This is a genomic window from Shewanella subflava (assembly GCF_025971955.1).
In the GTDB taxonomy this organism is placed as follows: Bacteria; Pseudomonadota; Gammaproteobacteria; order Enterobacterales; family Shewanellaceae; genus Shewanella; species Shewanella subflava.
In genome coordinates, this window is sequence record NZ_JAPDMX010000003.1 from 186,673 (window position 1) to 209,412 (window position 22,740).

18 protein-coding genes and 1 other RNA gene are annotated in these 22,740 nt (G+C 42.8%); 13 read left to right on the plus strand and 6 right to left on the minus strand.

Annotated features, from left to right (window positions below):
- The first annotated feature begins 179 nt into the window (after positions 1–179).
- From pyrC to OHT75_RS03035, 3 genes are all read left to right on the plus strand, one after another.
- Entirely contained in the window at positions 180–1,211 is a 1,032-nt protein-coding gene (pyrC, locus tag OHT75_RS03025) for a dihydroorotase (protein ID WP_264724958.1), read from the plus strand.
- 811 nt (positions 1,212–2,022) lie between these two features.
- Positions 2,023–3,726: an aspartate-alanine antiporter gene (gene aspT, locus OHT75_RS03030; protein WP_264724960.1), complete on the plus strand. Its 1,704-nt coding sequence runs from the start codon at positions 2,023–2,025 to the stop codon at positions 3,724–3,726.
- Between the two features lie 90 nt (positions 3,727–3,816).
- Positions 3,817–5,427, plus strand: coding sequence for a bifunctional aspartate transaminase/aspartate 4-decarboxylase (locus OHT75_RS03035; protein WP_264724961.1), 1,611 nt, complete (start codon positions 3,817–3,819; stop codon positions 5,425–5,427).
- A 327-nt stretch (positions 5,428–5,754) separates the two neighbouring features.
- Here OHT75_RS03035 and OHT75_RS03040 read toward each other — a convergent pair whose 3' ends face one another.
- Positions 5,755–6,636, minus strand: a complete 882-nt coding sequence (locus OHT75_RS03040) for a DUF72 domain-containing protein (RefSeq protein ID WP_264724963.1) — start codon at positions 6,634–6,636, stop codon at positions 5,755–5,757.
- Between the two features lie 208 nt (positions 6,637–6,844).
- Here OHT75_RS03040 and OHT75_RS03045 point away from each other — a divergent pair, with 208 nt between their 5' ends.
- On the plus strand, positions 6,845–9,910 hold the full coding sequence (locus OHT75_RS03045; RefSeq protein ID WP_406681952.1) for a transglycosylase domain-containing protein: 3,066 nt from the start codon (positions 6,845–6,847) through the stop codon (positions 9,908–9,910).
- A gap of 225 nt (positions 9,911–10,135) precedes the next feature.
- On the opposite strand, the gene OHT75_RS03050 is transcribed toward OHT75_RS03045, so the two are convergent.
- On the minus strand, positions 10,136–11,056 hold the full coding sequence (locus OHT75_RS03050) for a manganese-dependent inorganic pyrophosphatase (RefSeq protein ID WP_264724965.1): 921 nt from the start codon (positions 11,054–11,056) through the stop codon (positions 10,136–10,138).
- A gap of 180 nt (positions 11,057–11,236) precedes the next feature.
- On the opposite strand from OHT75_RS03050, the gene gloA2 reads away from it, so the two are divergent.
- Complete coding sequence (gene gloA2, locus OHT75_RS03055) at positions 11,237–11,626, plus strand: SMU1112c/YaeR family gloxylase I-like metalloprotein (protein ID WP_264725140.1); 390 nt, start codon at positions 11,237–11,239, stop codon at positions 11,624–11,626.
- 78 nt (positions 11,627–11,704) lie between these two features.
- Positions 11,705–12,568 (plus strand): ion transporter, encoded by an 864-nt coding sequence (locus OHT75_RS03060; RefSeq protein ID WP_264724966.1) that lies wholly within the window; start codon positions 11,705–11,707, stop codon positions 12,566–12,568.
- 103 nt (positions 12,569–12,671) lie between these two features.
- On the opposite strand, the gene OHT75_RS03065 is transcribed toward OHT75_RS03060, so the two are convergent.
- Positions 12,672–13,343, minus strand: a complete 672-nt coding sequence (locus tag OHT75_RS03065) for a hypothetical protein (protein WP_264724968.1) — start codon at positions 13,341–13,343, stop codon at positions 12,672–12,674.
- Between the two features lie 445 nt (positions 13,344–13,788).
- Between OHT75_RS03065 and folM the strand changes: the two genes are divergently transcribed.
- Both folM and OHT75_RS03075 read left to right on the plus strand, forming a co-directional pair.
- Positions 13,789–14,514, plus strand: a complete 726-nt coding sequence (gene folM / locus OHT75_RS03070) for a dihydromonapterin reductase (protein ID WP_264724969.1) — start codon at positions 13,789–13,791, stop codon at positions 14,512–14,514.
- A 121-nt stretch (positions 14,515–14,635) separates the two neighbouring features.
- A complete protein-coding gene (locus OHT75_RS03075) occupies positions 14,636–15,928 on the plus strand; it encodes an O-acetylhomoserine aminocarboxypropyltransferase/cysteine synthase family protein (protein WP_264725141.1) in 1,293 nt (430 codons plus the stop codon).
- Between the two features lie 109 nt (positions 15,929–16,037).
- Here the strand turns inward: OHT75_RS03075 and OHT75_RS03080 are convergent, their stop codons facing one another.
- From OHT75_RS03080 to OHT75_RS03090, 3 genes are all read right to left on the minus strand, one after another.
- Positions 16,038–16,838 (minus strand): 5-formyltetrahydrofolate cyclo-ligase, encoded by an 801-nt coding sequence (locus OHT75_RS03080; RefSeq protein ID WP_264724970.1) that lies wholly within the window; start codon positions 16,836–16,838, stop codon positions 16,038–16,040.
- 8 nt (positions 16,839–16,846) lie between these two features.
- Positions 16,847–17,029, minus strand: a non-coding RNA gene (gene ssrS, locus OHT75_RS03085) — 6S RNA.
- 43 nt (positions 17,030–17,072) lie between these two features.
- Positions 17,073–17,381 (minus strand): cell division protein ZapA, encoded by a 309-nt coding sequence (locus tag OHT75_RS03090; RefSeq protein ID WP_264724971.1) that lies wholly within the window; start codon positions 17,379–17,381, stop codon positions 17,073–17,075.
- Positions 17,382–17,598: 217 nt separating this feature from the next.
- On the opposite strand from OHT75_RS03090, the gene OHT75_RS03095 reads away from it, so the two are divergent.
- The 5 genes from OHT75_RS03095 (at position 17,599) to gcvH (ending at position 22,600) form a co-directional block, all read left to right on the plus strand.
- A complete protein-coding gene (locus tag OHT75_RS03095; protein ID WP_264724972.1) occupies positions 17,599–18,174 on the plus strand; it encodes a UPF0149 family protein in 576 nt (191 codons plus the stop codon).
- A gap of 52 nt (positions 18,175–18,226) precedes the next feature.
- Positions 18,227–19,504: a 2-octaprenyl-6-methoxyphenyl hydroxylase gene (gene ubiH / locus OHT75_RS03100; RefSeq protein WP_264724974.1), complete on the plus strand. Its 1,278-nt coding sequence runs from the start codon at positions 18,227–18,229 to the stop codon at positions 19,502–19,504.
- A gap of 68 nt (positions 19,505–19,572) precedes the next feature.
- Entirely contained in the window at positions 19,573–20,796 is a 1,224-nt protein-coding gene (locus OHT75_RS03105; RefSeq protein WP_264724975.1) for an FAD-dependent oxidoreductase, read from the plus strand.
- Positions 20,797–21,027: 231 nt separating this feature from the next.
- Positions 21,028–22,122, plus strand: a complete 1,095-nt coding sequence (gene gcvT, locus OHT75_RS03110; RefSeq protein ID WP_264724977.1) for a glycine cleavage system aminomethyltransferase GcvT — start codon at positions 21,028–21,030, stop codon at positions 22,120–22,122.
- 88 nt (positions 22,123–22,210) lie between these two features.
- On the plus strand, positions 22,211–22,600 hold the full coding sequence (gcvH, locus tag OHT75_RS03115; RefSeq protein ID WP_264724979.1) for a glycine cleavage system protein GcvH: 390 nt from the start codon (positions 22,211–22,213) through the stop codon (positions 22,598–22,600).
- The last annotated feature ends 140 nt before the right edge of the window (positions 22,601–22,740 follow it).

Below are 22,740 nucleotides of genomic sequence, written 5' to 3' on the forward strand. Positions count from 1 at the left end.
AATTAACAGTCAAACGTATTTTTTGAAATCACAAAGTCAGCGTTCAAATTACACACCTATTAAGCCAGGCTGTTTTCAGGCACAATAACCGCAAAATTTGGCACCCACCTTTCATGCTCATTTAACTCGCCAATTTTGATGGTTTAAAGTAAATGAGCGGCACTCAATTAGGACTCCTTATGACGCAAATTACGATCACAACCCCTGATGACTGGCATTTACATTTTCGTGATGGCGATATGCTACAGGAAACAGTGCCAGCAACAGCGCGACTATTTCAGCGTGCGATTGTGATGCCAAACCTTGTGCCACCGGTCACTACCGCTCAAATGGCGGTAGACTACCGAGAGCGTATTTTGGCTGCGCGTCCTCAGGGAAGCAGCTTTCAGCCTCTTATGACCTTATTTTTAACCAACACCACCACAGCACAAGATATTATTGATGCTAAGGCAGCAGGTGTTGTGGCGGCTAAGTTGTATCCAGCAGGTGCAACCACTAACTCAGATGCAGCAGTTAAAGCATTAGATGCACTGTTTCCGATTTTTGAAGTGATGGCTGAACAGGGCATGTTATTGCTGGTTCATGGTGAAGTTACCGAATCACACATTGATATTTTTGACCGTGAAAAGCTGTTTATTGATCGCTATCTAGCACGTATTGTCGATACTTTACCTCAGCTTAAAGTGGTGTTTGAGCACATCACCACTAAAGAAGCTGCTGAATTTGTTACCACAGCATCAGCAAATGTGGCTGCAACCATTACACCACAGCACTTATTATTAAACCGTAACGATTTATTAGTTGGGGGAGTTCGTCCGCACAACTTCTGTTTGCCTGTGTTAAAACGTAATATTCATCAGCAGGCATTACAAGCCGCCGTTGCCACGGGTTCAAGTAAGTTTTTCTTAGGAACTGACTCAGCGCCACATGAAAAACACCGAAAAGAATCCGCTTGTGGTTGTGCCGGCTGTTACAGCGCTTGGAGCGCATTAGAGTTATATGCCCAAGTATTTGATAACCTAGGTGCATTAGATAAATTAGAGGGGTTTGCTAGTTTACATGGTGCAGATTTTTATGGTTTACCACGCAATACAGGTACGGTGACGTTAGTAAAAGAAACCTGGACCGTGCCAGAAGAAATCATTTTACCTAACGGTAACCCAATTGTGCCATTTTTTGCTGGCCAACAAGTGAATTGGAAGGTGAAGTAAATCGATCACCATAATGGTTATGTTGCTTTAGGTTTGCGCTTTTCCATTGAAGTTGTTGAGGTTGCGGTGTTGAACTCAATCTCCCCAAACAGTAGCGTAAACATCGACTGTATCTGAAATCGGGTTAAAGCATTTACTCAACCTTTAATGCGTTAACGTCAAATACAAACCAGCATCATTGCTGGTTTTTATTTCATATCCACAGGTGGCTTGCGAAAATCATCAATTGATAAACCTTAAATCCCCCATTTGGCTTAATCCAAATTCTGGTATTGCGTTATATAAATACAAAAATACTAGGGCGTGTTGATCATTGTGAAAAGAATGATGATTTTAGCGGCTCAATTTCACTTTTAAACTCAAGCTTGCTGATGAAAATAATACGGTACCATCCGATACGTCCTCCGCTATATACCTAATCTATCAGTGCATATTGGTGATAAAAAAATCAGTTTATTTTCTGATTTTATTGGCTCTATTTTTAAATTAATCATCATTTTGAATATTTTTTACGAATTTTTATCTTTATGTTGTGAAATACTTACACTTATAAAAATTATTTGTGATTAAAAATCAGTTGCTTAGATTTCTGTTGCGTGAGGTTTGATGGTTTTGAATGATTCAGTCCATCAAACGCGACTCACTTAAACATCCCCCCGACTTTATTATCACTTCCAAGGCAAAGAGAGACATTTGTGTCATCAAGTTACTGATAACCTTATGTGGTTTCTCGCCTTGTCTCTCTTTATTCCGCGATGTCCCATAAATACGTCGTTTCTAATTTAGTTAACAATGAAGGCAGCTTTTGATTATGAGTATTATCAGCAATCTTTTCGCTATTTCGCCCTACATTGCCCTGTTTATTACACTCGCACTAGGGTACCTAGTCGGTAAAATTACCATCGGACGTTTTGTTCTTGGTGGTGTTGCCGGAACCTTATTGATGGGGGTATTAATCGGTCAATTTGGTGTGCAAATAGACCCTGGTGTCAAAACCATTTTCTTCGCTTTATTTATCTACGCTGTAGGTTATCAAGGCGGTCCACAGTTCTTCGGGGCATTAAACTTTAAAACGATTAATATTCTGCTTTCAGCTGTGGTGATGACAGTAACAGGGTTACTTTGTGTACTTGCTGCGGCAATGATATTTGATCTTGATAGTGGCACAGCAGCAGGTCTTGCCGCTGGTGGCTTAACTCAGTCAGCCATTATCGGTACAGCTGGTGATGCAATATCTAAATTAGGTGGCATGACAGAAGAAGCTAAAAGCTTGATGCAAACCAATGTGGCTGTAGGTTATGCGGTAACATACATCTTTGGTTCATTAGGTCCTATTTTAATGGTGTCATGGTTAATTCCATCATTCATGAAATGGGATATCCGTGAAGAAGCATTAAAGCTCGCTGAAAAAATGTCTGATGGTAAGCCTGAGCTGGCCCCTGGTGAATTTAATGCAATGACAGATCTTGTGTCTCGAGCTTATAAAATCCCTACAGACAGTCCATTCATTGGCCAAGATATTCAAACCATAAACCGTGATTTGCTTGATACTGCAATTGAAATGATTTCACGTGACGGCCAGAACATTGAAATAGACAAATCAGTGGTGATCAAAGCGGGTGACATTTTAGTAGTAACGGGTCTTCGTCAAGCTATTGCCAGCCATGTTGAGTCAGCCAAGCATGAAGTCGTATTACCACGTGGCACAGTTTTGATAGAAGAGAATCGTCAACTTGTTGCTAATGACAAACGGTTAATTGGTAAAACACTGGCACAGATCAAAGCGGAAACTAATGTAGACACCCTTCGTGGGGTGTACATCACAAATGTTATTCGTGGTGGAAATTCACAAAATATTTCAGCAGATTTTATTGTTAAAAAAGATGACATTATTCAAGTTACCGGCTCAGCAAAAGATATTAACCGTATCGAAAAAGGTATTGGTAAACGTTTAGTTTCATTATTTTCAACTGACTACGTACTGTTTGGTTTAGGTATGGTTGGTGGCTTATTAATTGGTCTGATTAATTTCAAAATAGCCGGTATTCCAGTCACGATAGGTTCAGGTGCAGGTTGTTTGGTATCAGGTCTATTCGTAGGTTGGTTACGTAGTCGTAAACCTAATATGGCATCACTACCATTGGGTGCTTCTAACTTCTTACGTGATTTTGGTTTAGCGGTATTCGTTGGGATTGTGGGCTTACAAGCAGGACCACAAGCTATCGATATGGTTAAAGAGAACGGTTTAACCTTATTGTTCCTCGGCGTAGCGGTAACCATTATTCCACAAATCGTATCGTTCTTTATTTCGTACTATGTACTCAAGATTAAAAATCCGATTGAAGCGTTAGCGTGTGTAGCAGGTGGCCGAAGTGCTAACCCAGGCTTTGCAGCCCTACTTGAAAAAGCAGGTAATGCGACACCGGTATTTGCTTTCACTGTGACATATGCCATCGCCAATGTATTACTCACCCTCTGGGGACCAATCATTGTCGGCATTATTTCAAGCCAATAATTACTCTAGATAGTCGATGACAGTGACGTTTCATCTTGTCGACTACTTCCCGAATTAACCATTTTAAAATTGATAAATAGGTAAAATATTATGACTACAGTTAACACTCAAGCGACACCAGTAATTGATTTCACTAAGTTTGCAAACTTAAGCCCATTTGAACTAAAAGATAAATTAATTGAAGTGGCTCAAGCCGTCCCTGATCGTATTTTATTAGATGCGGGTCGAGGTAATCCTAATTTCTTAGCGACCTTACCGCGTAAAGCATTCTTACGTTTAGGTGATTTTGCAATCGAAGAATCTGAGCGCAGCTATTCTTACTTAAATGAAGGCTTTGGTGGTATACCTGATGGTGTCGGTGTTGTAGAACGCTTTGATACCTTCGCAAAAGCAAACCCCAACAGAGATGGTGTTACGTTTTTACAAAAAGCAATCAGCTATGCTAATGACCGTTTAGGTATTGATAAGCAAGCTTTTTTACACGAGTTTGTAAACGCGTTTTTAGCCTGTAACTACCCAGTTCCTTCACGTATGTTAACCAACATCGAAAAAGTGGTTAAGCAGTACATAGGTGAAGAAATGTATGGCCCAATGCCTATGACAACAGACTTTGACCTGTTTGCTACTGAAGGTGGCACAGCCTCAATGGCTTATACATTTGCATCAATGTTTAACAATGGATTACTTAAAAAAGGTGACAAAGTCGCGTTAGTGACGCCTATCTTTACGCCTTATTTAGAAATTCCAGAGCTGGCAGAATATGAGTTAGAAATTGTTGAATTACGTTTAGATGAAAAAAACTGGCAATTACCACAATCTGAAATTGAGAAATTAGCAGATACCGGCATTAAGCTATTGTGTGTGGTTAACCCAGCAAACCCTGCATCGGTTAAGTTTTCAAACGATACGTTAGACCGTTTAACAGACTTTGTTAACACACAACGTAAAGACTTGTTCATCATTACCGATGACGTATATGGCACGTTTGCAGACAACTTTATTTCGCTATTTGCCAAATTGCCATATAACACGTTATGTGTGTATTCATTCTCAAAATACTTTGGCGCAACAGGTTGGCGTTTAGGGACTATCGGTATCCACTATAAAAACGTATTTGATGATGCAATGCGCGCATTACCAGAAGCGCACCAATTACAGTTAGATAACCGTTATAAAACGCTAACACCAGAACCAAGAGCCATTAAGTTTATTGACCGTATCGTTGCCGACAGCCGTGCTGTAGCGCTTAACCACACTGCAGGTTTAGCATTACCACAACAAGTGCAAATGGCATTGTTTTCATTAAGCTGCTTAATGGACTTAGAAGATAACTACAAAGCCGCCTGTAAACGTATTATTCGTGAACGTTATGTCACTTTATACAAAAACATGGGCATTGAAGTTGAAGAAAACGAAGACCGTGTTGATTACTACACCTTATTAGAGTTAGACACATTAGGTGGCAAACTTTATGGTGAAGACTTTGTGCAATGGTTTAAAGATAACGATAAAGGTAAAGATTTCCTATTTGTGTTAGCGCACAAAACAGGGGTGATTTTACTTCCTGGTAAAGGGTTTGATGTGGTTCATGCTTCAGCACGTGTATCACTAGCGAACTTAACTCACCATGATTATGAGCTAATAGGCCGTGAAACAAGAGCAGTGCTTGATGGTTATTATGCAGAGTATCAAGCTCGCTAGTCGGGTGAAGCGATATCGAGCGAAATATTTAATTCGCTAAGCAAAAAACGCCAACATCATGTTGGCGTTTTTTGTATTTATACCAGTCACAATGTAGTTATCATGTATTTTAACAAGCTAGAATGAACAGTTATTTATTAAGATTGATATTACATGTCGGCATTTTTTATCAAGTGATATGCAATTTACAGTAACTCGGAATGGCATGGAGAAAGAGACTTAAACAGACATTGTTCAGCGTTTCAACGTCAAAGGTGGATTATATATGGGTCTTGATTCACCTTTGATGTGCGTTATTCCAGCATTATTTTATTTGCCTTTAATTGATTAAAGTAACAAATCTAACTGATTAGGATGATTAAATGGTTGTTCTATTAAATTGATTTTGGGTAATTCATTTAAGCCAACGGTTGCTCTTAACATCTCATTTAATCTAACGGCTAATTCAGGGGCGTACACATTATCTGGTGTATGAATAAACACCAAAGGTTGCTTACCTTCATTAATCCACTGGGCAAGCTTATGACACCATTTTTGAAAAAATACACTATTAACCTCTTCATCTAACTGGCCAATAAAACGCACCACAGGCTGATCTGCTGTCGCAATTGGATGAACAGGTACATTAGGCTTTTTTTGTTGCGCATCAATTAACACTGAATTGTTGGGTACGGCAGCAAAAAGCGGACGGCTGTCCATAATAATGCGATTACATTGATGTTCGATTAATAAACGGTTGAGTGCTTTTTCTGCTTCGCCTTTGCTAAAAAAGGCCTGATGTCGCACTTCCACGCCAAAATGCAAATGTGCTGGCAGTTGCTGTAAAAAGTCCTCAAGTACGGGCAATGAGCTAGGGCCAAACTTTGCGGGTAATTGAATTTTCCACAGGGCAGTTTTTTCAATTAAGGGATTCATTACTTTAAAGAAATGATTTAAATCAGATTGGGAATTTTGCAGCTGTAAATCGTGGGTGATTTGTTTGGGCAATTTGAAAGTAAATTTAAAATTATCTGGTACGGCATCACGCCAGTTCATTGCGGTTGCTAATTTAGGTAATGCGTAAAATGTGGTGTTGCCCTCAACGGTATTAAATATTTGTGCATATTTCTCTAACCGCACCGAGATGGGAGTATCGCCATACAGGCTTTGTTTCCACTGTGTTTGAGACCACATGGCTAGGCCTAATCTTAGTAAAGGTTCGCTATTCATTCGCTGTTACCTATTAACTCATCTTAGTAAAATGGACTTTTATCGCCTTTTTTTGCCACAAACCGATAAAAATACACTTCTTAGCATTTATCCATCTATCTCAACACTATCGCTATCTGATAAAATACATCAGCGATTTTGTGTTATATTCAATTCGCGGATGCAACGTTGACATGTTGTCAGTGTTTTGGTTTTCAACGGAGTGATTGTGTCAGATCCAAACCTAGATATGAAGTTTGATAATTATCGGCCTCAATCTTCTCAACAAAAACAAAAAGCCCAATCTAGCCGTCGAGGTAAACTGCTGTTTATCTTGCTTTTCATTATTTTATTAGTGGCTGTAGGTGTTTTTGTTGCCTTCGAAGTTAAAACCTCTCATTACCAATCTAAATTAGTTAACCATTACGGTACACAACTGACATATCAAGTGGTGCCCTTTGCGAGTGACAAAGTGATTTACCCACAGTATGGCCCGTTTGATATTCGCCATGGCTACACTAAGTTACCCCAATTTATTGATAGATTGGTTAAAAATGGTTTTACGATTGAGCGGCAAGCCAGCTTTTCCCCCATGTTGATGGACTACACTCGCTATGGCTTCTTTCCGCCTTATCATGAAAAAGCCCAGTCAGGTTTAATTATTAAAGACTGCCGCGATGAAAATGTATTTGATGCACTGTACCCAAGCAGAGCCTATCAAGACAGTGACCTTATCCCAAGCGAAGTCACTAATACCTTATTATTTATTGAAAACCGTGAGCTTTGGAACCCAGAGCCTAATCATAATCCGGTGATCGACTGGCCTCGATTTGTGGTGGCTAGTATAACTCAAATTGCTGAAAAAGTGGGCGTTAACATGTCCAAGGCGGGCGGTAGTACCTTGGCTACCCAGATTGAAAAGTTCCGCCATTCTGAGTTTGGTTTAACCTCCAGTATTGAAGACAAGTTACTCCAAATTGGCTCGGCGATGGTGCGCGTGTATCAGCAAGGTGAAAACACCTTGGCAGCCAGACAGCGAATAGTACAAGACTACTTAAATACAGTGCCGTTATCTTCCGCGCCAGGCTTTGGCGAAGTGCATGGTATTGGTGATGGATTATGGGCTTGGTTTAAAACCGACTTTAATCGTGCCAATCAGTTATTAATGTCACCACACGACCCTAAAACGGCTAATGAGCGTGGACAAGTTTTTAGGCAAATTGTGGCGTTAATGATAGCCCAGCGCCGCCCTTCATATTACCTATTACAGGGACACGATGATTTAGAGCAACTGGTCGATAGCCACCTTAGATTACTAGTGAGTTACGCATTAATTGATCCCCAATTGATGAACTCAGCAATGCAACAAAAATTGAAGTTTGATCGCCGCAAAGGTGTGCCAGATAAGCCAAACAACAAAGGCGTTAATGCTGTGCGGATCAGAACCGCGGGTATGCTATCGAGTAACTTATTTGATTTAGATCGTTTGGATTTAACGGTGCAATCTACTTTTCATGGTGATTTGCAGCAGCAAGTGGGGAATTATTTACGCGGTCTAGGCTCTCAGGAGAATGCCCAGCGGGTTGGGTTATTAGGTGAGCGATTACTTACCCCAGATCAGCTGCCTAATGTGTTGTATAGCTTTACCTTATTTGAAAAAGATCGCGGTGTGAATAGGGTGCGGGTACAAACCGACAGTACCGACCAACCTTTTGATATCAATGAAGGCAGTAAGCTTGAACTAGGGTCAACCGCTAAGTTAAGGGTGCTAGCCACTTACCTTGATATTGTGGCTGAGTTGCAACAGCGTTTTGCAGATAAAACCGTGGCCGATTTATACCGAATAGATGTAGAACCTAAAGATAAAATTACCCGTTGGGTGGTGGATTATTTAATTGAAACCCGCGATAGAAATTTAACGCGTATGCTAGATGCGGCATTACAACGTAAATATTCTGCATCGGTTGATGAGCGTTTCTTCACAGGCGGTGGTTTGCATGCGTTTAATAACTTTCAAAAGAAAGAGAACACCCGCAACCCCACTTTATATGAAGCCTTACAAGACTCAGTAAATTTGCCGTTTGTGCGTCTCATGCAAGATATCGTTAACTACAGCAGTAGCTATAACAGTGAAGGTAGCATGTCGCAATTACTGCGTAATGATAAAGACCCACGCCGCGAAGAATACCTAAAAGCCTTTGCTAAGCGTGAAGGTAGCACTTTTGTGCGCCGTTTTTATCGCAAGTACCAAGCGTTAACGCCCCCTGAAAGATTAGAGACTTTCTTTAATGGCGTGCAAGCCTCAGAACACCGCTTATCGGCAACGTATCGGTATTTACAGCCTTATAAAAGTACTGAAGATTTAAAACTGTTTCTGCGCGAGAGAATGCCCGACAAACCGCAAACCGATAAGCAAATTAATAGCCTATACAATAAATATGGCCAAGATAAATTCAATCTGGCTGATCAGGGATTTATTGCGCGGGTGCATCCATTAGAGTTATGGGTATTAAGCTACTTAAATGATTATCCAGATGCCAAGTTAACCCAGGTGCTTGAAGACAGTCAGGCAACCTTGCTTGAAGTATATCGTTGGTTATTCCGCACTCGCCATCAAAATGCCCGCGATCAGCGGATTAAAGTGATGCTAGAAGTGGAAGCATTTTTAAGTATCCATCAACGGTGGCAGCGCATGGGTTACCCCTTTGACTTTATCGTGCCTTCATTAGGCTCAGCGTTAGGCAGCTCTGGTGACCGTCCAGCGGCATTGGCCGAGTTGATGGGAATTATTCAAAATGACGGCGTGCGTGTACCAACCGTACGGATTGAGAAATTGCATTTTGCGCAAGATACGCCATATGAAGTGAAATTCACTAATGACATTAAACAGCCTATTCAAGCATTGCGTCCTGAAGTGGCTATGGCGCTAAAAAATGCTTTAGCCAATGTGGTTGAAAAGGGCACCGCAAGAAGGCTAAAAGACAGCATTATCAATGCTGATGGTAATATTGTGCGCCTAGGGGGAAAAACGGGCACGGGTGACAACCGTATCGCCACCGAAATCCGTAATGGCCGCAAAGTGTCGTCTACGGCAATGAACCGCACCGCGACTTTTGTGTTTTACCTTGGTGATAACTACTTTGGCACGTTAACAGCATTTGTGCCTGGCGCAAAAGCGGATGATTTCAGCTTTACCTCCGCATTGCCTTTGCAAGTGCTTAAAGGCATGTTGCCGATATTAACGCCGCAATTGTTTGCTGCTCAGCCTTTATGTTTAGCCGATGATGCTGAGTAAGCATGTTAGCCATGGTTGAGTGAATAGTGGCTTAGATTTGTTTGCCACAATTCATTTAAGCTTATCGACGCGTTATCAGTAATGAGTGAAGATTACTGCTGCGACTAGCGCTAAACTCGACCGTAATGAATAGCAGCCAATAAAAAAGTCAGCCAAAAATAGCTGACTTTTTTGTCTCTGTTAGTGTGTTAAACACTTAACAGATGAAGATTGATGGGCACAAATTTAAGCAAATGCTTGCTGTAGTGATGGCACAACTTGCTTTTTACGGCTTAATACACCGTCTAACCACACTTTACCGTCTACTGTTGCTTTGCCGTAAGCACGCTCGGTCAGATCTGCACTGTCAGAAATTACCAGCATTTCACTGCCTTCTTTCATAATATCAGTCAGTAGCAATAATACACTGTGGCGATTACCTTCTTGCTTTAGGGCTGCAATATCTGCAACTAAATCTGCTTTGATGGCATCAAATACTGCTAAATCAATCACTTCTAGTTGGCCGATACCGACAAGGTTACCGTTCATGTTGAAGTCTTTAAAATCACGCATAACAAGATCACGCACAGGTGTTCCTTCTACTGCAGACTTCACTTTAAACATGTCCATGCCTAATTCTTTAAAGTCTTCAATGCCTGCGATTTCAGCAAGGGCTTCAACGCAACGAATATCAGCAGTCGTGCAGGTTGGTGATTTGAAAATAACCGTGTCACTTAAAATGGCACACATCATAATACCGGCGATGTTTGCAGGAATTTCTACTTGATAGAAATCATACATCATCTTAATCACAGTGTTACTACAACCCACAGGGCGGATCCAGCACTCTAACGGTGTTGATGTGGTTAAATCCCCCAGTTTGTGGTGATCCACAATACCTACGATGGTAGCCTGGGCAATATCGTCTGGCGCCTGAGTGATTTCAGAGTGATCAACAATATACACATTCTCGCCAGCGTAACTGGTTTTATACTCAGGAGCTTCAAAGCCGAAACGGTCTAGAATAAATGCAGTTTCAGGTGATAATTCACCTAAACGTGCAGCAATCGCAGGTTCGCCAATTTGATTTTTTAAATACGCTAACGCGATAGCACCACAAATTGAATCTGAATCAGGGATTTTATGACCCACTACATACATTGACATTGTTAAGACTCCTCTAAATTTGCGCCGATTTTAGCAAGATTTAAATGCTTGACCAATCCTTATACGAAAAAAAGCTATCATGTCGTGTTAAAAACCTCATCAGCGCCATTATTCCAGCATATTGGTGAGCCATAGTGTGCTATAACATCTTCATTAACATGGGTTGCAATGGAATTATTTATGTTACTGGGAATTCATCATGTGGCGATTATTTGTGGCGATTATGCTCGATCAAAGCACTTTTACCATCACATATTAGGTTTGGGTATTGTTGCTGAGCATTATCGTGCCGAACGCGACTCGTACAAGCTAGATTTAGCGTTACCCGATGGTAGTCAAATTGAACTTTTCTCTTTTAACCATGCGCCGCCTCGTCCCAGTTATCCCGAGGCGCAAGGGTTGCGCCATTTGGCATTCAAGGTTGATGATATCGATCAGGTGGTCGCCTATTTGGTTGCTCACAATATTGATGTCGAACCTATCCGTGTAGATGAATATACTCAAAAACGCTTTACGTTTTTTAATGACCCAGACGGTTTGCCGTTAGAGCTTTATTCTCATCACTTTTAAGGCAATATTAAGCCAACCTCTGTAGTCTCCTGCCACATTTTATCTGTTGTACTTATGTTTGCAGGAGCGTTCATTTTTATGTCTGTTACTACCCTACAAAATAAACTTAAAATCATTAATAGTAGTAAGGCTTTTCAGGGCTTTGTGATTTTTGTCATTGTGGTTTCAGCACTCTCCATTGGCGCTCACACCTATCATTTACCGCCATGGCTAGAAAGTAGCTTATGGGTATTAGATATTGGTATTACAGTATTTTTTCTGTTTGAATTGATTATTCGTTATATCGCCAGTGACGGGATTAAAAGCTTTTTTTCAAAAGGCTGGAATATTTTTGACACAGTAATTGTGATTGGCAGCTTAATTCCATTAGGCGGTTCAACCGTGTTATTAGCACGATTACTGAGAATTTTCCGCGTATTGCGTTTAGTGTCGATGGTGCCTGAGCTGCGCATGCTGATTAATGCCTTGTTTAAAGCGATTCCGCGCATGGGTTATATCGTGCTGCTGATGTTTGTGATTTTTTATATCTATGGCGCAGTCGGCAGTATGATTTTTGGTCATATCAATGCATTTTTATGGGGTGATGTGTCTATTGCCATGCTGACCTTGTTTCGTATTTCTACATTCGAATCATGGACATCCATCATGTACGAAACCATGGCGGTATACCCACTAAGCTGGATATTTTATTTAAGCTTTATTTTTCTAACTACTTTTACGTTTTTAAATATGATGGTGGGAACTGTGTTAGATGTTATGGGCGAAGAGGCCCAAATTATGCGTGACCATCAAACAAAACAACCAGTAGATTCGCAAGGTGAACAGCAAACGCCAATGCTTGCTACTCCTGATGATACTGCACTAGAGATTCAAAAACTGCATGCTAAGATCGATCAGTTAACGGCGATGTTAACGGAAAATGCCACTAAAGTGCCGCGCTAGAGGTAATGTGAATACCTTCAGCGTTAACAGGCTTGAGCTGATATGCCAGTTTAAGCCTGTTTTATTTAACTGAAGCGGCAAAAGATAGATTAACTCAAATTATTCAGTGTGTTATCTGAGTTAACCCAGTTAGCGAAACCGCTATATTTTGCTCGACCAATTGATTAGGCGCTTGCGCCATTGCCTGTTGCTCACCATGTTGCCAATAACTAAGTTTAAGTTGGCTAACATTAAGCGGATCAATTATGTCAATGGTGTTGAGCTTTATTCTATCCCCTAACAGCAGGCTGTCGATGTGGCGGATGTCAGCCGTCTGATTATTTAAGCGGAACAGTCCCAGATACCAAAAATTTCCCGAACCCTGGTTCGCTACCACAAAGGGCGCAACAAATAGCATTTCATGCTCAGGATTACCTAAGTTGATTGGCGTAATTTTGCTGTAATCGAGAGTAACCGAACCTAACTCAAACTCATCTTGGTAATGGCCAATCGCTAAATGCACGTTATCAGCTTGCTTTAGCTCGGTCAGTGGCACAAATATGGGCTTGTTGGCAGGCGATTCTGGCAGCTGTATTTGCCACTGTTTGTCGGTTTTAAAACTAAACAAGGCAAGCATCACATCATCATATTTAACTTTCAGGGTGTTAGCTGAAGATGATGGTTCACCAGTTTGGCTGATAGCTTGATGGTTTATCGTTGCAGGCATAAACCCGTAGCCAATATAGAGCGCCAATATGAAGACAACAGAGATGATTACATACAGGGATTTATTCATCGGTAATACCCATTGCAGTAAGTGGACAGAAATAGCGTAAAAAAGGCCTGATAGTAAGGCAAATTTTTTGATAAGCATTTATTCTTCAATCAAAAAACTAACGCACTTATCAGCTATTTTCACAAGCTAGAATGATAAGTTATTTATGATGATTGGTATCTACCTTTGATGCATTAAAACGTCACAAAGTTAACTTATGCTAGCCTGATATAGATAGCTTAGGCTAATAGTAAGCTTGTTGTTTTGTTAGTGAACCATTAGCAACTAGCATTGCAGATATTAATGAATCCATTTGTTGATTATCAACGTAATGAGTTACAACACCAGGTAGAACGTATGCAATTCTATCAATAATGTAATGTACAACTAATCCTGTTGTTCACGCCTTTTAATATGCTAAGGTGATGAAAAATAACAACTCTATCTTCATAAATAAGAGAAGTATATGAATAAGACGGTATTGATTACAGGCGTAGGTAAACGCATAGGCTATGCACTGGCAAAGCACTTTTTAGCCCGTGGTGATAACGTGATTGGTACTTATCGTAGTCACTACGACAGCATAGAGCAGCTGCGTAAATTGGGCGCAACGTTGATCCAATGTGATTTAACCGAAACGACATCGGTTGCCAATTTAATTGAGCAAGTTAACAGCGCTGCGCGTTTAGATTGCATTATTCATAACGCTTCAGATTGGTTACCCGATAATAATCCATTAAGCCCCAGTGACACCATTAATCGTATGATGCAGGTTCATGTAAATGCTCCCTATGAAATCAACCTCGCATTGGCAGATTTATTAATACAAAGCGCCCAGCTAAATACCGATGTGGTAGGCGCCAGCAATATTATTCATATCACTGATTATGTTGCCGAAAAGGGCAGTAAAAAACATATTGCCTATGCGGCCAGTAAAGCGGCATTGCACAACTTAACCCTATCTTTTGCCAGTAAACTTGCCCCACACGTTAAAGTTAACTCTATTGCCCCCGCGATGATTTTATTTAACGAACATGACGATGATGCATATAAAGTCAAAGCGTTAGCTAAAGCCATATTGCCAAAAGAAGCTGGTAATCATGAAATTATCGCACTAGTGGAATACCTGCAATCAAGCCACTATGTCACGGGGCGCAGTTATGCGGTTGATGGCGGGCGACAGTTAATGTAAAGGCAGAAAGCATTTAACGGATAAAACATTTAGACTTCTAGATGGCTATTTGTTAGTGTGGATATCAGTGCAATATTCACACTGCTCATCATCAAAGGAAGGTATTATGTCAACGGCAAATTTGAAACTCGAATCGCTCGCGCTGCACCATGGTTATAAATCTGAAGCCACCACTAAGGCAGCAGCAGTGCCCATTTACCAGACCACCTCGTATACCTTTGATGACACCCAACATGGCGCCGATTTATTCGACTTGAAAGTGGCTGGCAATATTTACACCCGCATCATGAACCCCACAACAGATGTATTAGAGCAGCGGCTTGCTGCCATTGAAGGTGGTATTGCCGCATTAGCGGTAGCTTCTGGTATGGCGGCCATTACCTATGCAATTCAAGCCTTAACTCAGGTGGGTGACAACATTGTCAGCACCAGCCAGTTGTATGGCGGTACGTATAATTTATTTGCCCATACTTTACCACGTCAAGGCGTTGATGTTCGCATGGCCGCTTACGATGATTATGCAGGTCTTGAAGCCTTAATAGACGATAAAACCAAAGCCTTATTTTGCGAGTCCATCGGCAACCCAGCAGGTAACGTGGTCGATTTACAGCGTTTAGCCGATATCGCCCATAAGCATGGGGTGCCGCTAGTGGTCGATAATACCGTCGCTACCCCTGTTTTATGCCGCGCATTTGATCACGGCGCCGATATTGTGATTCATTCATTAACCAAATACATCGGCGGCCATGGCACCACCATTGGCGGGGTGATTATAGATTCCGGTAAATTTGATTGGGTTGCAAATAAAGCGCGTTTTGCTTTACTTAACCAGCCTGATCCGTCTTATCACGGCGTGGTGTATACCGAGGCATTTGGCCCAGCTGCCTTTATTGGCCGTTGTCGCGTAGTGCCATTACGAAATACCGGCGCAGCATTATCGCCTCAAAGTGCCTTTTTACTGCTGCAAGGGTTAGAAACCCTGAGCTTACGTATGGAGCGTCACTGCAGCAATGCACTGACATTAGCTAAATACCTCCAGAGCCACCCACAGGTGAGCTGGGTTAATTATGCGGCATTGCCCAATAGCCCACATTTTGAACGTTGCCAAAAAATCACTGGCGGCAAAGCTTCTGGCATTATCAGTTTTGGGATTAAAGCCGCCGATGCGCAGGCGGGTAAAGTGGCGGGCGGTAAGTTTATTGATGCATTACAAATGGTTTTACGTTTAGTCAACATTGGTGATGCCAAGTCATTAGCTTGTCATCCAGCCAGCACCACCCACAGGCAACTTGATGCAGCTGAGTTGGCTAAAGCGGGCGTGTCAGAAGATTTAATTCGGATTTCAGTGGGTATTGAGCATATCGACGATATTATTGCCGATGTCAGCCAAGCACTGGAAAAAGCATCAAGTTAAATGTTTGATTTATAAATCTTAATGTATTTTATTAAGTCATAAACGAATCATCCCCAATACACTCGATGTATTGGGGATGATTGTTTCTATGCTGTTAAAGCTGTCGCCTTTAGCTACGGGCTAAGCGTCGAGTGGGTGTGATCACCAATGGCAATGGCACATCCCAACATTCAACAGGCAAATGACTCACCTGCTGACAATCGTGGGCAAAACCTACCGCAAAGGGTTTGTTGTTTACGCTGTTTTTCAAGGTTCTATCATAATAACCACCGCCCATACCCATACGGTTACAGGCACCATCAAATGCCACTAATGGGGTCACTATCATGTCTAGCTTAGGCGTTGGGATCACGTCCTGAACATTCAGTTTAGGCTCTAAAATACCAAACTTGTTTTTAATCAATACTGACTCACTGTGGTAGTGACAAAACAGCAAGTGACCAGGGCAAAAAGGATGCACAATCGGCAAATAGGTTTTCACTCCAATATGCCATAGGGCTTCAATCAATTTTTCAGTGGCAAGTTCACCATCAAAGCTGAGGTACAACGCGACATGCTCGGCATTGCGTTGCTGAATTTCAGCCAGCATATGACGGCTAGCGATTAATGCTAATTGATGTTGTTCAGCAGGGGTGAAGCTTTTACGTTCTTCACGAATATGACGGCGAATAAAGTCGCGGCTCATTCCTTGGCTATCAAATAGGGCATATCGCTCTTGATTACTTAATTCAAAGCCAGAGTCTTGATGGGCCAGGTTATCAATATGCAGATGTTGATTGCCAGCGTCTATCGCAGACAATGCCTGATTAGCACTGTCTAAATGTTTATTAATAGATGAGAAATACGTGGTTTTGGCTGGTGCTGACTCTGCTGGTATTTCAGCAGTGTTCATGTAGCGAGTTAACGTCATAAATTAGGATGCTCCCCAGAATACCGTGGCTGGTGTAAGCCCTTGAACCGTAGGTTCAAGGCGGGTAAATGATCATATCCTAAGGCTTCTCGATACGAGCCGAGCATGCACAATGTCAATGAAAGCATTCACCCTGGGTTTGTAAATATCGGCACAGGGACATTACCAACACACGCATATCCCAGGGAGCAAAACAGGTCGATAGTTGCTTAACGCAAGTATCTAAAACTGATTCTAGTCGTCCTTGCGACTTCGTTCAATCAACGAATTTTCCAGCGTAGATTGCAACAAAGAAATACGCTCGTCCATTTGCGCCATATAGTGTTTATTTTTCTGCTTTTCTTCAAACAATTCATTACCAATATTTAACGCGGCCATAATGGCTAATTCTTCGCGGCTCAAGCTATTGGTACGGGTTTTAAGGTTGGTGAGCTGTGCCTCAACCTCTCTGGCTACAGTGCGTAAGTTATCCTCACGTCCTTTGGGACATGCAATAGAGTAAGTGCGCCCTAAAAGGGTTATTTCAACAGCGCTGGTACTCATAACGTCGCGGCCAGATCCTTTATAAAAAAGCATATTTTGTTAAAGCCGAACTATATAGGTGTGGATTTAAAAGCGCAAGGCAAGCAGACGCCTTTTTATCTATTTGCTGTATGTCTGAGCAAATCTGGCTTTTATATCACATCGTGGTGGCAAGTATTTGGCGACAATAGCGAACTCTGCTAGCATTGGGAAAGTTATCGCCCTTTAGGAAAGTACCATGGCAACCCCACCTTCATTTTGTATCGACAACCTCAAAAAAGCCCTCGATGAAGCCGAAATTGGCCAGCACCCAGTAGAAGTTCACGGTGCATTGGTAGGTTTAATTTGTGGTGGTGTTGAACAGGACAACCAAACTTGGATTGGCCCATTAATTGATTTAATGAACGATGGTCAGGCATTAGAAAGCAACTTACTCCAACTGATCACCGAGCTTTACCAAGATACAGTAACCCGTTTGGTTGATTTTGAATTCGGCTTCACCTTATTACTGCCAGAAGAGGAAGTGTCGCTTTCGCATCGGGTTGAAGCATTATCATTGTGGACCCAAAGTTTTTTAACTGGCATTGCGATTATTCAGCCAAAATTGAATCAGGCATCGGACGATGTCAAAGAGGTGATTAAAGATCTTGCTGAAATCGCCCAAGTTGAATTTGATGTCGGTGATGATGAAGAGTCAGAAGCCGCCTACATTGAATTACAAGAGTTTGTCCGCATGGCCGCTATTTTATGTTATTCAGAATTTGGCCCAGAGCCCGAGATGGACAACACCGACACCATCCAAACGGTTCACTAAATTATTTAGCCACAGGTTTTAGCCGCAAATACATAAGCGATTGAGTTGAGATATGAATTCAGCATCAGCAGCATTACAGCCCTTTGATATTGTCATAATTGGCGGCGCCATGGCTGGCGCCACTCTAGCGTTAGGGCTTGCCAAGCTCAATCAAGGTCGAGCGCAACCGTTATCTATCGCCCTTATTGAAGCGCAGCAAGCCGACGACAGTCACCCAGGTTTTGATGCCCGCTCAATTGCTATTGCCCATGGCTCTATTTTTGAACTCACTCGCTTGGGTATTTGGCCAGCGCTGAGTCATTTAGGCACTGCAATTCAAGACATCCACATTTCAGATCGCGGTCATTTTGGTATGACCGAGCTGAACGCCAAGCCGCTAGGCTTATCGGCACTCGGTCAGGTGGTTGAGCTTGCCCAAGTGGGGCAGGTGTTATTTGAACGACTTAAACAAGCGGACATCAGCTTATTTTGCCCCGCAAAACTCAGCCAGCTTAGTAGTGACGCACAGGGGCATTATTTAACCTTAGATAATGGCATCACCCTTAGCGCTAAATTGCTGGTGGCGGCAGATGGGGCTAATTCAGTGGTGCGTGAGCAGCTAAAACAACACGCCGAACAAATTGATTTTCAGCAAAGCGCTGTGGTGGCTAATGTCGAAACCGATAAACCGCATCACCATTGGGCCTATGAAAGATTTACCGACTCAGGCCCATTAGCTTTATTACCGATGAGCAATCAGCCTGCGGGTAAAGGTCAAGCGCCGCGCGCCTCAAACCATGCCAGATTATCACTTGTGTGGGCTGTTTCACCTGCAAAAGCCGCGCAATTGGCTCAGGTAGATGAAGCCGAGTTTTTGCAGCAACTACAACAGGTGTTTGGCAATCGGGCAGGGCGTTTTACCCAAGTTGGTAAACGCATCACTTACCCGCTAACGTTAACCACCATGCCACGGCCTATATACCATCGTTGCGTGTTTGTCGGTAACGCCGCACAAACCTTACACCCGATTGCTGGACAAGGGTTTAACCTAGGCCTACGTGATGTAGTGGGGCTAATACAGGTGATTGAAACCGCACTTAAACAGGCTGACGATACCGCCTTGAATCACTCTGTGCCCTTTGATGTGGGGGCAAGTGACATAGTGCATCAATATTTGGCGGCGCGGCAGGACGATCGCCACAGCACGTTGCGTAATATCGAATTTTTAGTGCGTGGTTTTTCTAATCAATATTGGCCTCTCGTCGCAGGGCGGTCATTGGGGTTAAGGTTACTGTCTTGGTTACCACCGTTAAAACGGCCAGTGGCGCAAATTGCGATGGGCTGGCGCTAACTCTTTTTTGACGAGCCAACGTTTTACACCGATTTACTTTTTCACTGATGCTTTAAAAGGACACTGCTATGTATACCAGCCAAACTTTTGATGTCGCCATTGTCGGCGGCGGAATGGTGGGATTAGCTACCGCAATTGGCTTAGCTGAAGCCAATTTAAAGGTAGTGGTCATTGATGCTAGCAGCACACAAGCCCCTAGTGGTGAGCCCAAACTGCGCGTCAGCGCCATTAATAAAGCCAGCCAACAACTGCTAACCAACCTAGGAGCATGGCAATATCTTGACCATAGCCGAGTTAGCCCATACCAAAAAATGATGGTGTGGGACAAAGACGGTATGGGGAAGATTGAGTTTGACGCCCACGCTATTAGCGAAACCCATTTGGGGGCGATCATTGAAAACGACGCCATTAGCTTTGCGCTGGCAAAACGAGTCAGTGAGCTCACCAACATCACTCATATCGAACAACAAAAACTGCAACGCGTGGCATTTGGTGAGCGCGAAGCATGGTTAACCCTTGAAAGCGGCGACAATATGTCAGCTGCGTTAGTGATAGGGGCTGATGGTGCTAATTCATGGGTACGCCAGCAGTGCCAAATACCACTCACCTTTTGGGATTACGGCCATCACGCCATTGTTGCCACAGTGCGCACCGAACTTGCCCACGATGCCATTGCCCGCCAAGCTTTTTTACCCGACGGCCCATTGGCCATGCTGCCCTTATATGAAGACAACCTGTGTTCGATTGTATGGTCAACCTCGCCACAACATGCTGAGCAATTGTTAGCCTTAGATGATGCCACCTTTGGCCATGCGTTAACCGCCGCCTTAGATAGCCGTTTAGGTGTATGTGAAGTGATAAGCGAGCGCCATGCGTTTCCACTTCGCATGCGTTATGCGCGTCATTTTGCCCGTCATCGTTTAGTGTTAGCTGGAGATGCCGCCCACACAGTGCATCCGTTGGCAGGACAAGGGGTTAATTTAGGCTTTTTAGATGCTGCCAGTATTATTCAAACCGTGACAGAGCTGCATGAGCAGGGCAAAGATATTGGCGATTATCGTCATTTACGTGCGTTAGAGCGCTGGCGAAAAGCTGAAGCCATGGAAATGATTGCCACCATGGAAGCCTTTAAGCGACTGTTTGCTGGACGCAATCCAGTGAAAAAAGCCATCCGCGACATCGGATTGTCACTGGTTGATAATGTTGCTGGTCTGAAAACAGTGTTCGTCAGACAGGCCATGGGTAACAAGATGACATTACCTAAACTGTGTCGTGAATCAATTTCATCTTGAGAATCTGTAAAATCGCTTATATATCAGGTGATATAGCCCTATAGATGTTTTTCATCTAAATGGGTTGTAAATTTATTACATGTGTCGCATTAGCTAAACTAATGATAAGTCTGTCGGATTAGAAAATTTTTTTGTATACAATCCAACTCTGCCGAGTATAATTTTGGCCGAATTTTAGCAAATACCTAGGCTGTGTTTTTAACATAGCACTACCCACAATAAGGGATAAGAATGGCTAGCAAAACGGTACTCTTCAACAAGCATTTAGAATCTAACGCCAAGATGGTGGATTTCCACGGCTGGGAAATGCCAATCAACTATGGTTCGCAAATCGAAGAGCATCATGCTGTTCGTCAAGACGCGGGTATGTTTGACGTGTCTCACATGACCGTTGTCGATGTGACTGGCACAGACGCATGTGCATTTTTACGTAAGCTATTAGCAAACGATGTCGCCAAACTTACCGTAGCAGGCAAAGCCCTATACGGCGGCATGTTAGACGAAAACGCTGGCATCATTGACGATCTTATCACTTACTACTTAACCGACACGCACTATCGCGTTGTGGTTAACTCAGCTACCCGCGAAAAAGACCTCGCATGGATCAACAAGCAAGCTGCAGCCTTTGATGTCACCATCACTGAGCGTCCAGAGCTAGCGATGATCGCCGTTCAAGGCCCTAACGCTAAAGCCAAAGCCGCCAAAGTGTTCAATGCCGAGCAAAACGCAGCAGTAGAAGGCATGAAGCCATTCTTTGGCGTGCAATCTGGCAGCCTATTTATTGCCACCACGGGTTATACTGGTGAAGCTGGCTACGAAATTATCGTCCCAGAAACCGAAGCAGAAGCACTATGGCAAGCGCTATTAGATGTCGACGTTCGTCCATGTGGTTTAGGCGCACGTGACACATTACGCCTAGAAGCAGGTATGAACCTATACGGCTTAGACATGGATGAAAGCATTAATCCATTAGCCGCTAACATGGGTTGGACCGTAGCGTGGGAGCCAAGCGACCGTGACTTTATTGGCCGCGCCGCATTAACCCAATTAAAAGCCGCAGGTACCGACAAATTAGTTGGTCTGGTTATGGAAGAAAAAGGCGTTTTACGCCATGATATGCCAGTGTTTTTCACCGACGAAAACGGTGTAGAGCATCAAGGTGCGATCACTAGCGGGACTTTCTCGCCAACTTTAGGCTATTCTATTGCCATGGCACGCGTGCCAAACGGTATTGGTGCGGTTGCCGAAGTTGAAATGCGTAAAAAACGCGTTGCGGTAAAAGTGATTGCCCCAAGCTTTGTACGTAACGGCAAACAAGCATTCTAAATTAAGCAGTTTGCCAGGCATGGATAATGTCTGGCTAGCTGGACAATTTTTACTACAGATTACAGAACCAGATTAAAGGACAACGACAATGAGCAACATTCCAGCAGATTTGAAATATGCTTCTTCACACGAGTGGATCCGTCTTGAAACTGACGGTAGCTACACAGTAGGTATTACTGAGCACGCTCAAGAGCTTTTAGGTGACATGGTATTCGTTGAATTACCAGAAGTGGGTGACACGGTTACCGCTGGTGAAGACTGTGCAGTTGCGGAATCTGTTAAAGCGGCATCTGATATCTATGCACCTATTTCTGGTGAAGTGATTGCCATTAACGAAGCGCTAGAAGATTCGCCAGAGTTAGTTAACAGCGATGCATTTGGCGACGGTTGGTTCTTCCGCGTTATGCCATCTGATGCGTCTGAAGCAGACAGCCTATTAGATGCTGAAGGCTATCAAGAAGTTATCGACGAAGAGTAAATCTTGTCGGCACTGAGAAGCTCCCTCGGGAGCTTCTTTGTTTTGTGTGGCGCGTTGCAACACGTCATTAAATAAAAATATCAACAAAAATAACCTTTTTGGAAGATATCGACGTATTACACCCATTCACACGTACCACT

Excerpts from the sequence above, each read along its gene's own strand:
- OHT75_RS03050 (WP_264724965.1), bottom strand. The coding sequence starts at position 11,056 with ATGTCAATGTATGTAGTGGGTCATAAAATCCCTGATTCAGATTCAATT.
- OHT75_RS03040 (WP_264724963.1), bottom strand. The coding sequence starts at position 6,636 with ATGAATAGCGAACCTTTACTAAGATTAGGCCTAGCCATGTGGTCTCAA.
- gcvT (WP_264724977.1), top strand. The coding sequence starts at position 21,028 with ATGGCTAGCAAAACGGTACTCTTCAACAAGCATTTAGAATCTAACGCC.
- OHT75_RS03065 (WP_264724968.1), bottom strand. The coding sequence starts at position 13,343 with ATGAATAAATCCCTGTATGTAATCATCTCTGTTGTCTTCATATTGGCG.
- OHT75_RS03090 (WP_264724971.1), bottom strand. The coding sequence starts at position 17,381 with ATGAGTACCAGCGCTGTTGAAATAACCCTTTTAGGGCGCACTTACTCT.
- ubiH (WP_264724974.1), top strand. The coding sequence starts at position 18,227 with ATGAATTCAGCATCAGCAGCATTACAGCCCTTTGATATTGTCATAATT.
- OHT75_RS03105 (WP_264724975.1), top strand. The coding sequence starts at position 19,573 with ATGTATACCAGCCAAACTTTTGATGTCGCCATTGTCGGCGGCGGAATG.
- OHT75_RS03080 (WP_264724970.1), bottom strand. The coding sequence starts at position 16,838 with ATGACGTTAACTCGCTACATGAACACTGCTGAAATACCAGCAGAGTCA.
- folM (WP_264724969.1), top strand. The coding sequence starts at position 13,789 with ATGAATAAGACGGTATTGATTACAGGCGTAGGTAAACGCATAGGCTAT.
- gcvH (WP_264724979.1), top strand. The coding sequence starts at position 22,211 with ATGAGCAACATTCCAGCAGATTTGAAATATGCTTCTTCACACGAGTGG.
- OHT75_RS03060 (WP_264724966.1), top strand. The coding sequence starts at position 11,705 with ATGTCTGTTACTACCCTACAAAATAAACTTAAAATCATTAATAGTAGT.
- gloA2 (WP_264725140.1), top strand. The coding sequence starts at position 11,237 with ATGTTACTGGGAATTCATCATGTGGCGATTATTTGTGGCGATTATGCT.
- aspT (WP_264724960.1), top strand. The coding sequence starts at position 2,023 with ATGAGTATTATCAGCAATCTTTTCGCTATTTCGCCCTACATTGCCCTG.
- pyrC (WP_264724958.1), top strand. The coding sequence starts at position 180 with ATGACGCAAATTACGATCACAACCCCTGATGACTGGCATTTACATTTT.
- OHT75_RS03095 (WP_264724972.1), top strand. The coding sequence starts at position 17,599 with ATGGCAACCCCACCTTCATTTTGTATCGACAACCTCAAAAAAGCCCTC.
- OHT75_RS03035 (WP_264724961.1), top strand. The coding sequence starts at position 3,817 with ATGACTACAGTTAACACTCAAGCGACACCAGTAATTGATTTCACTAAG.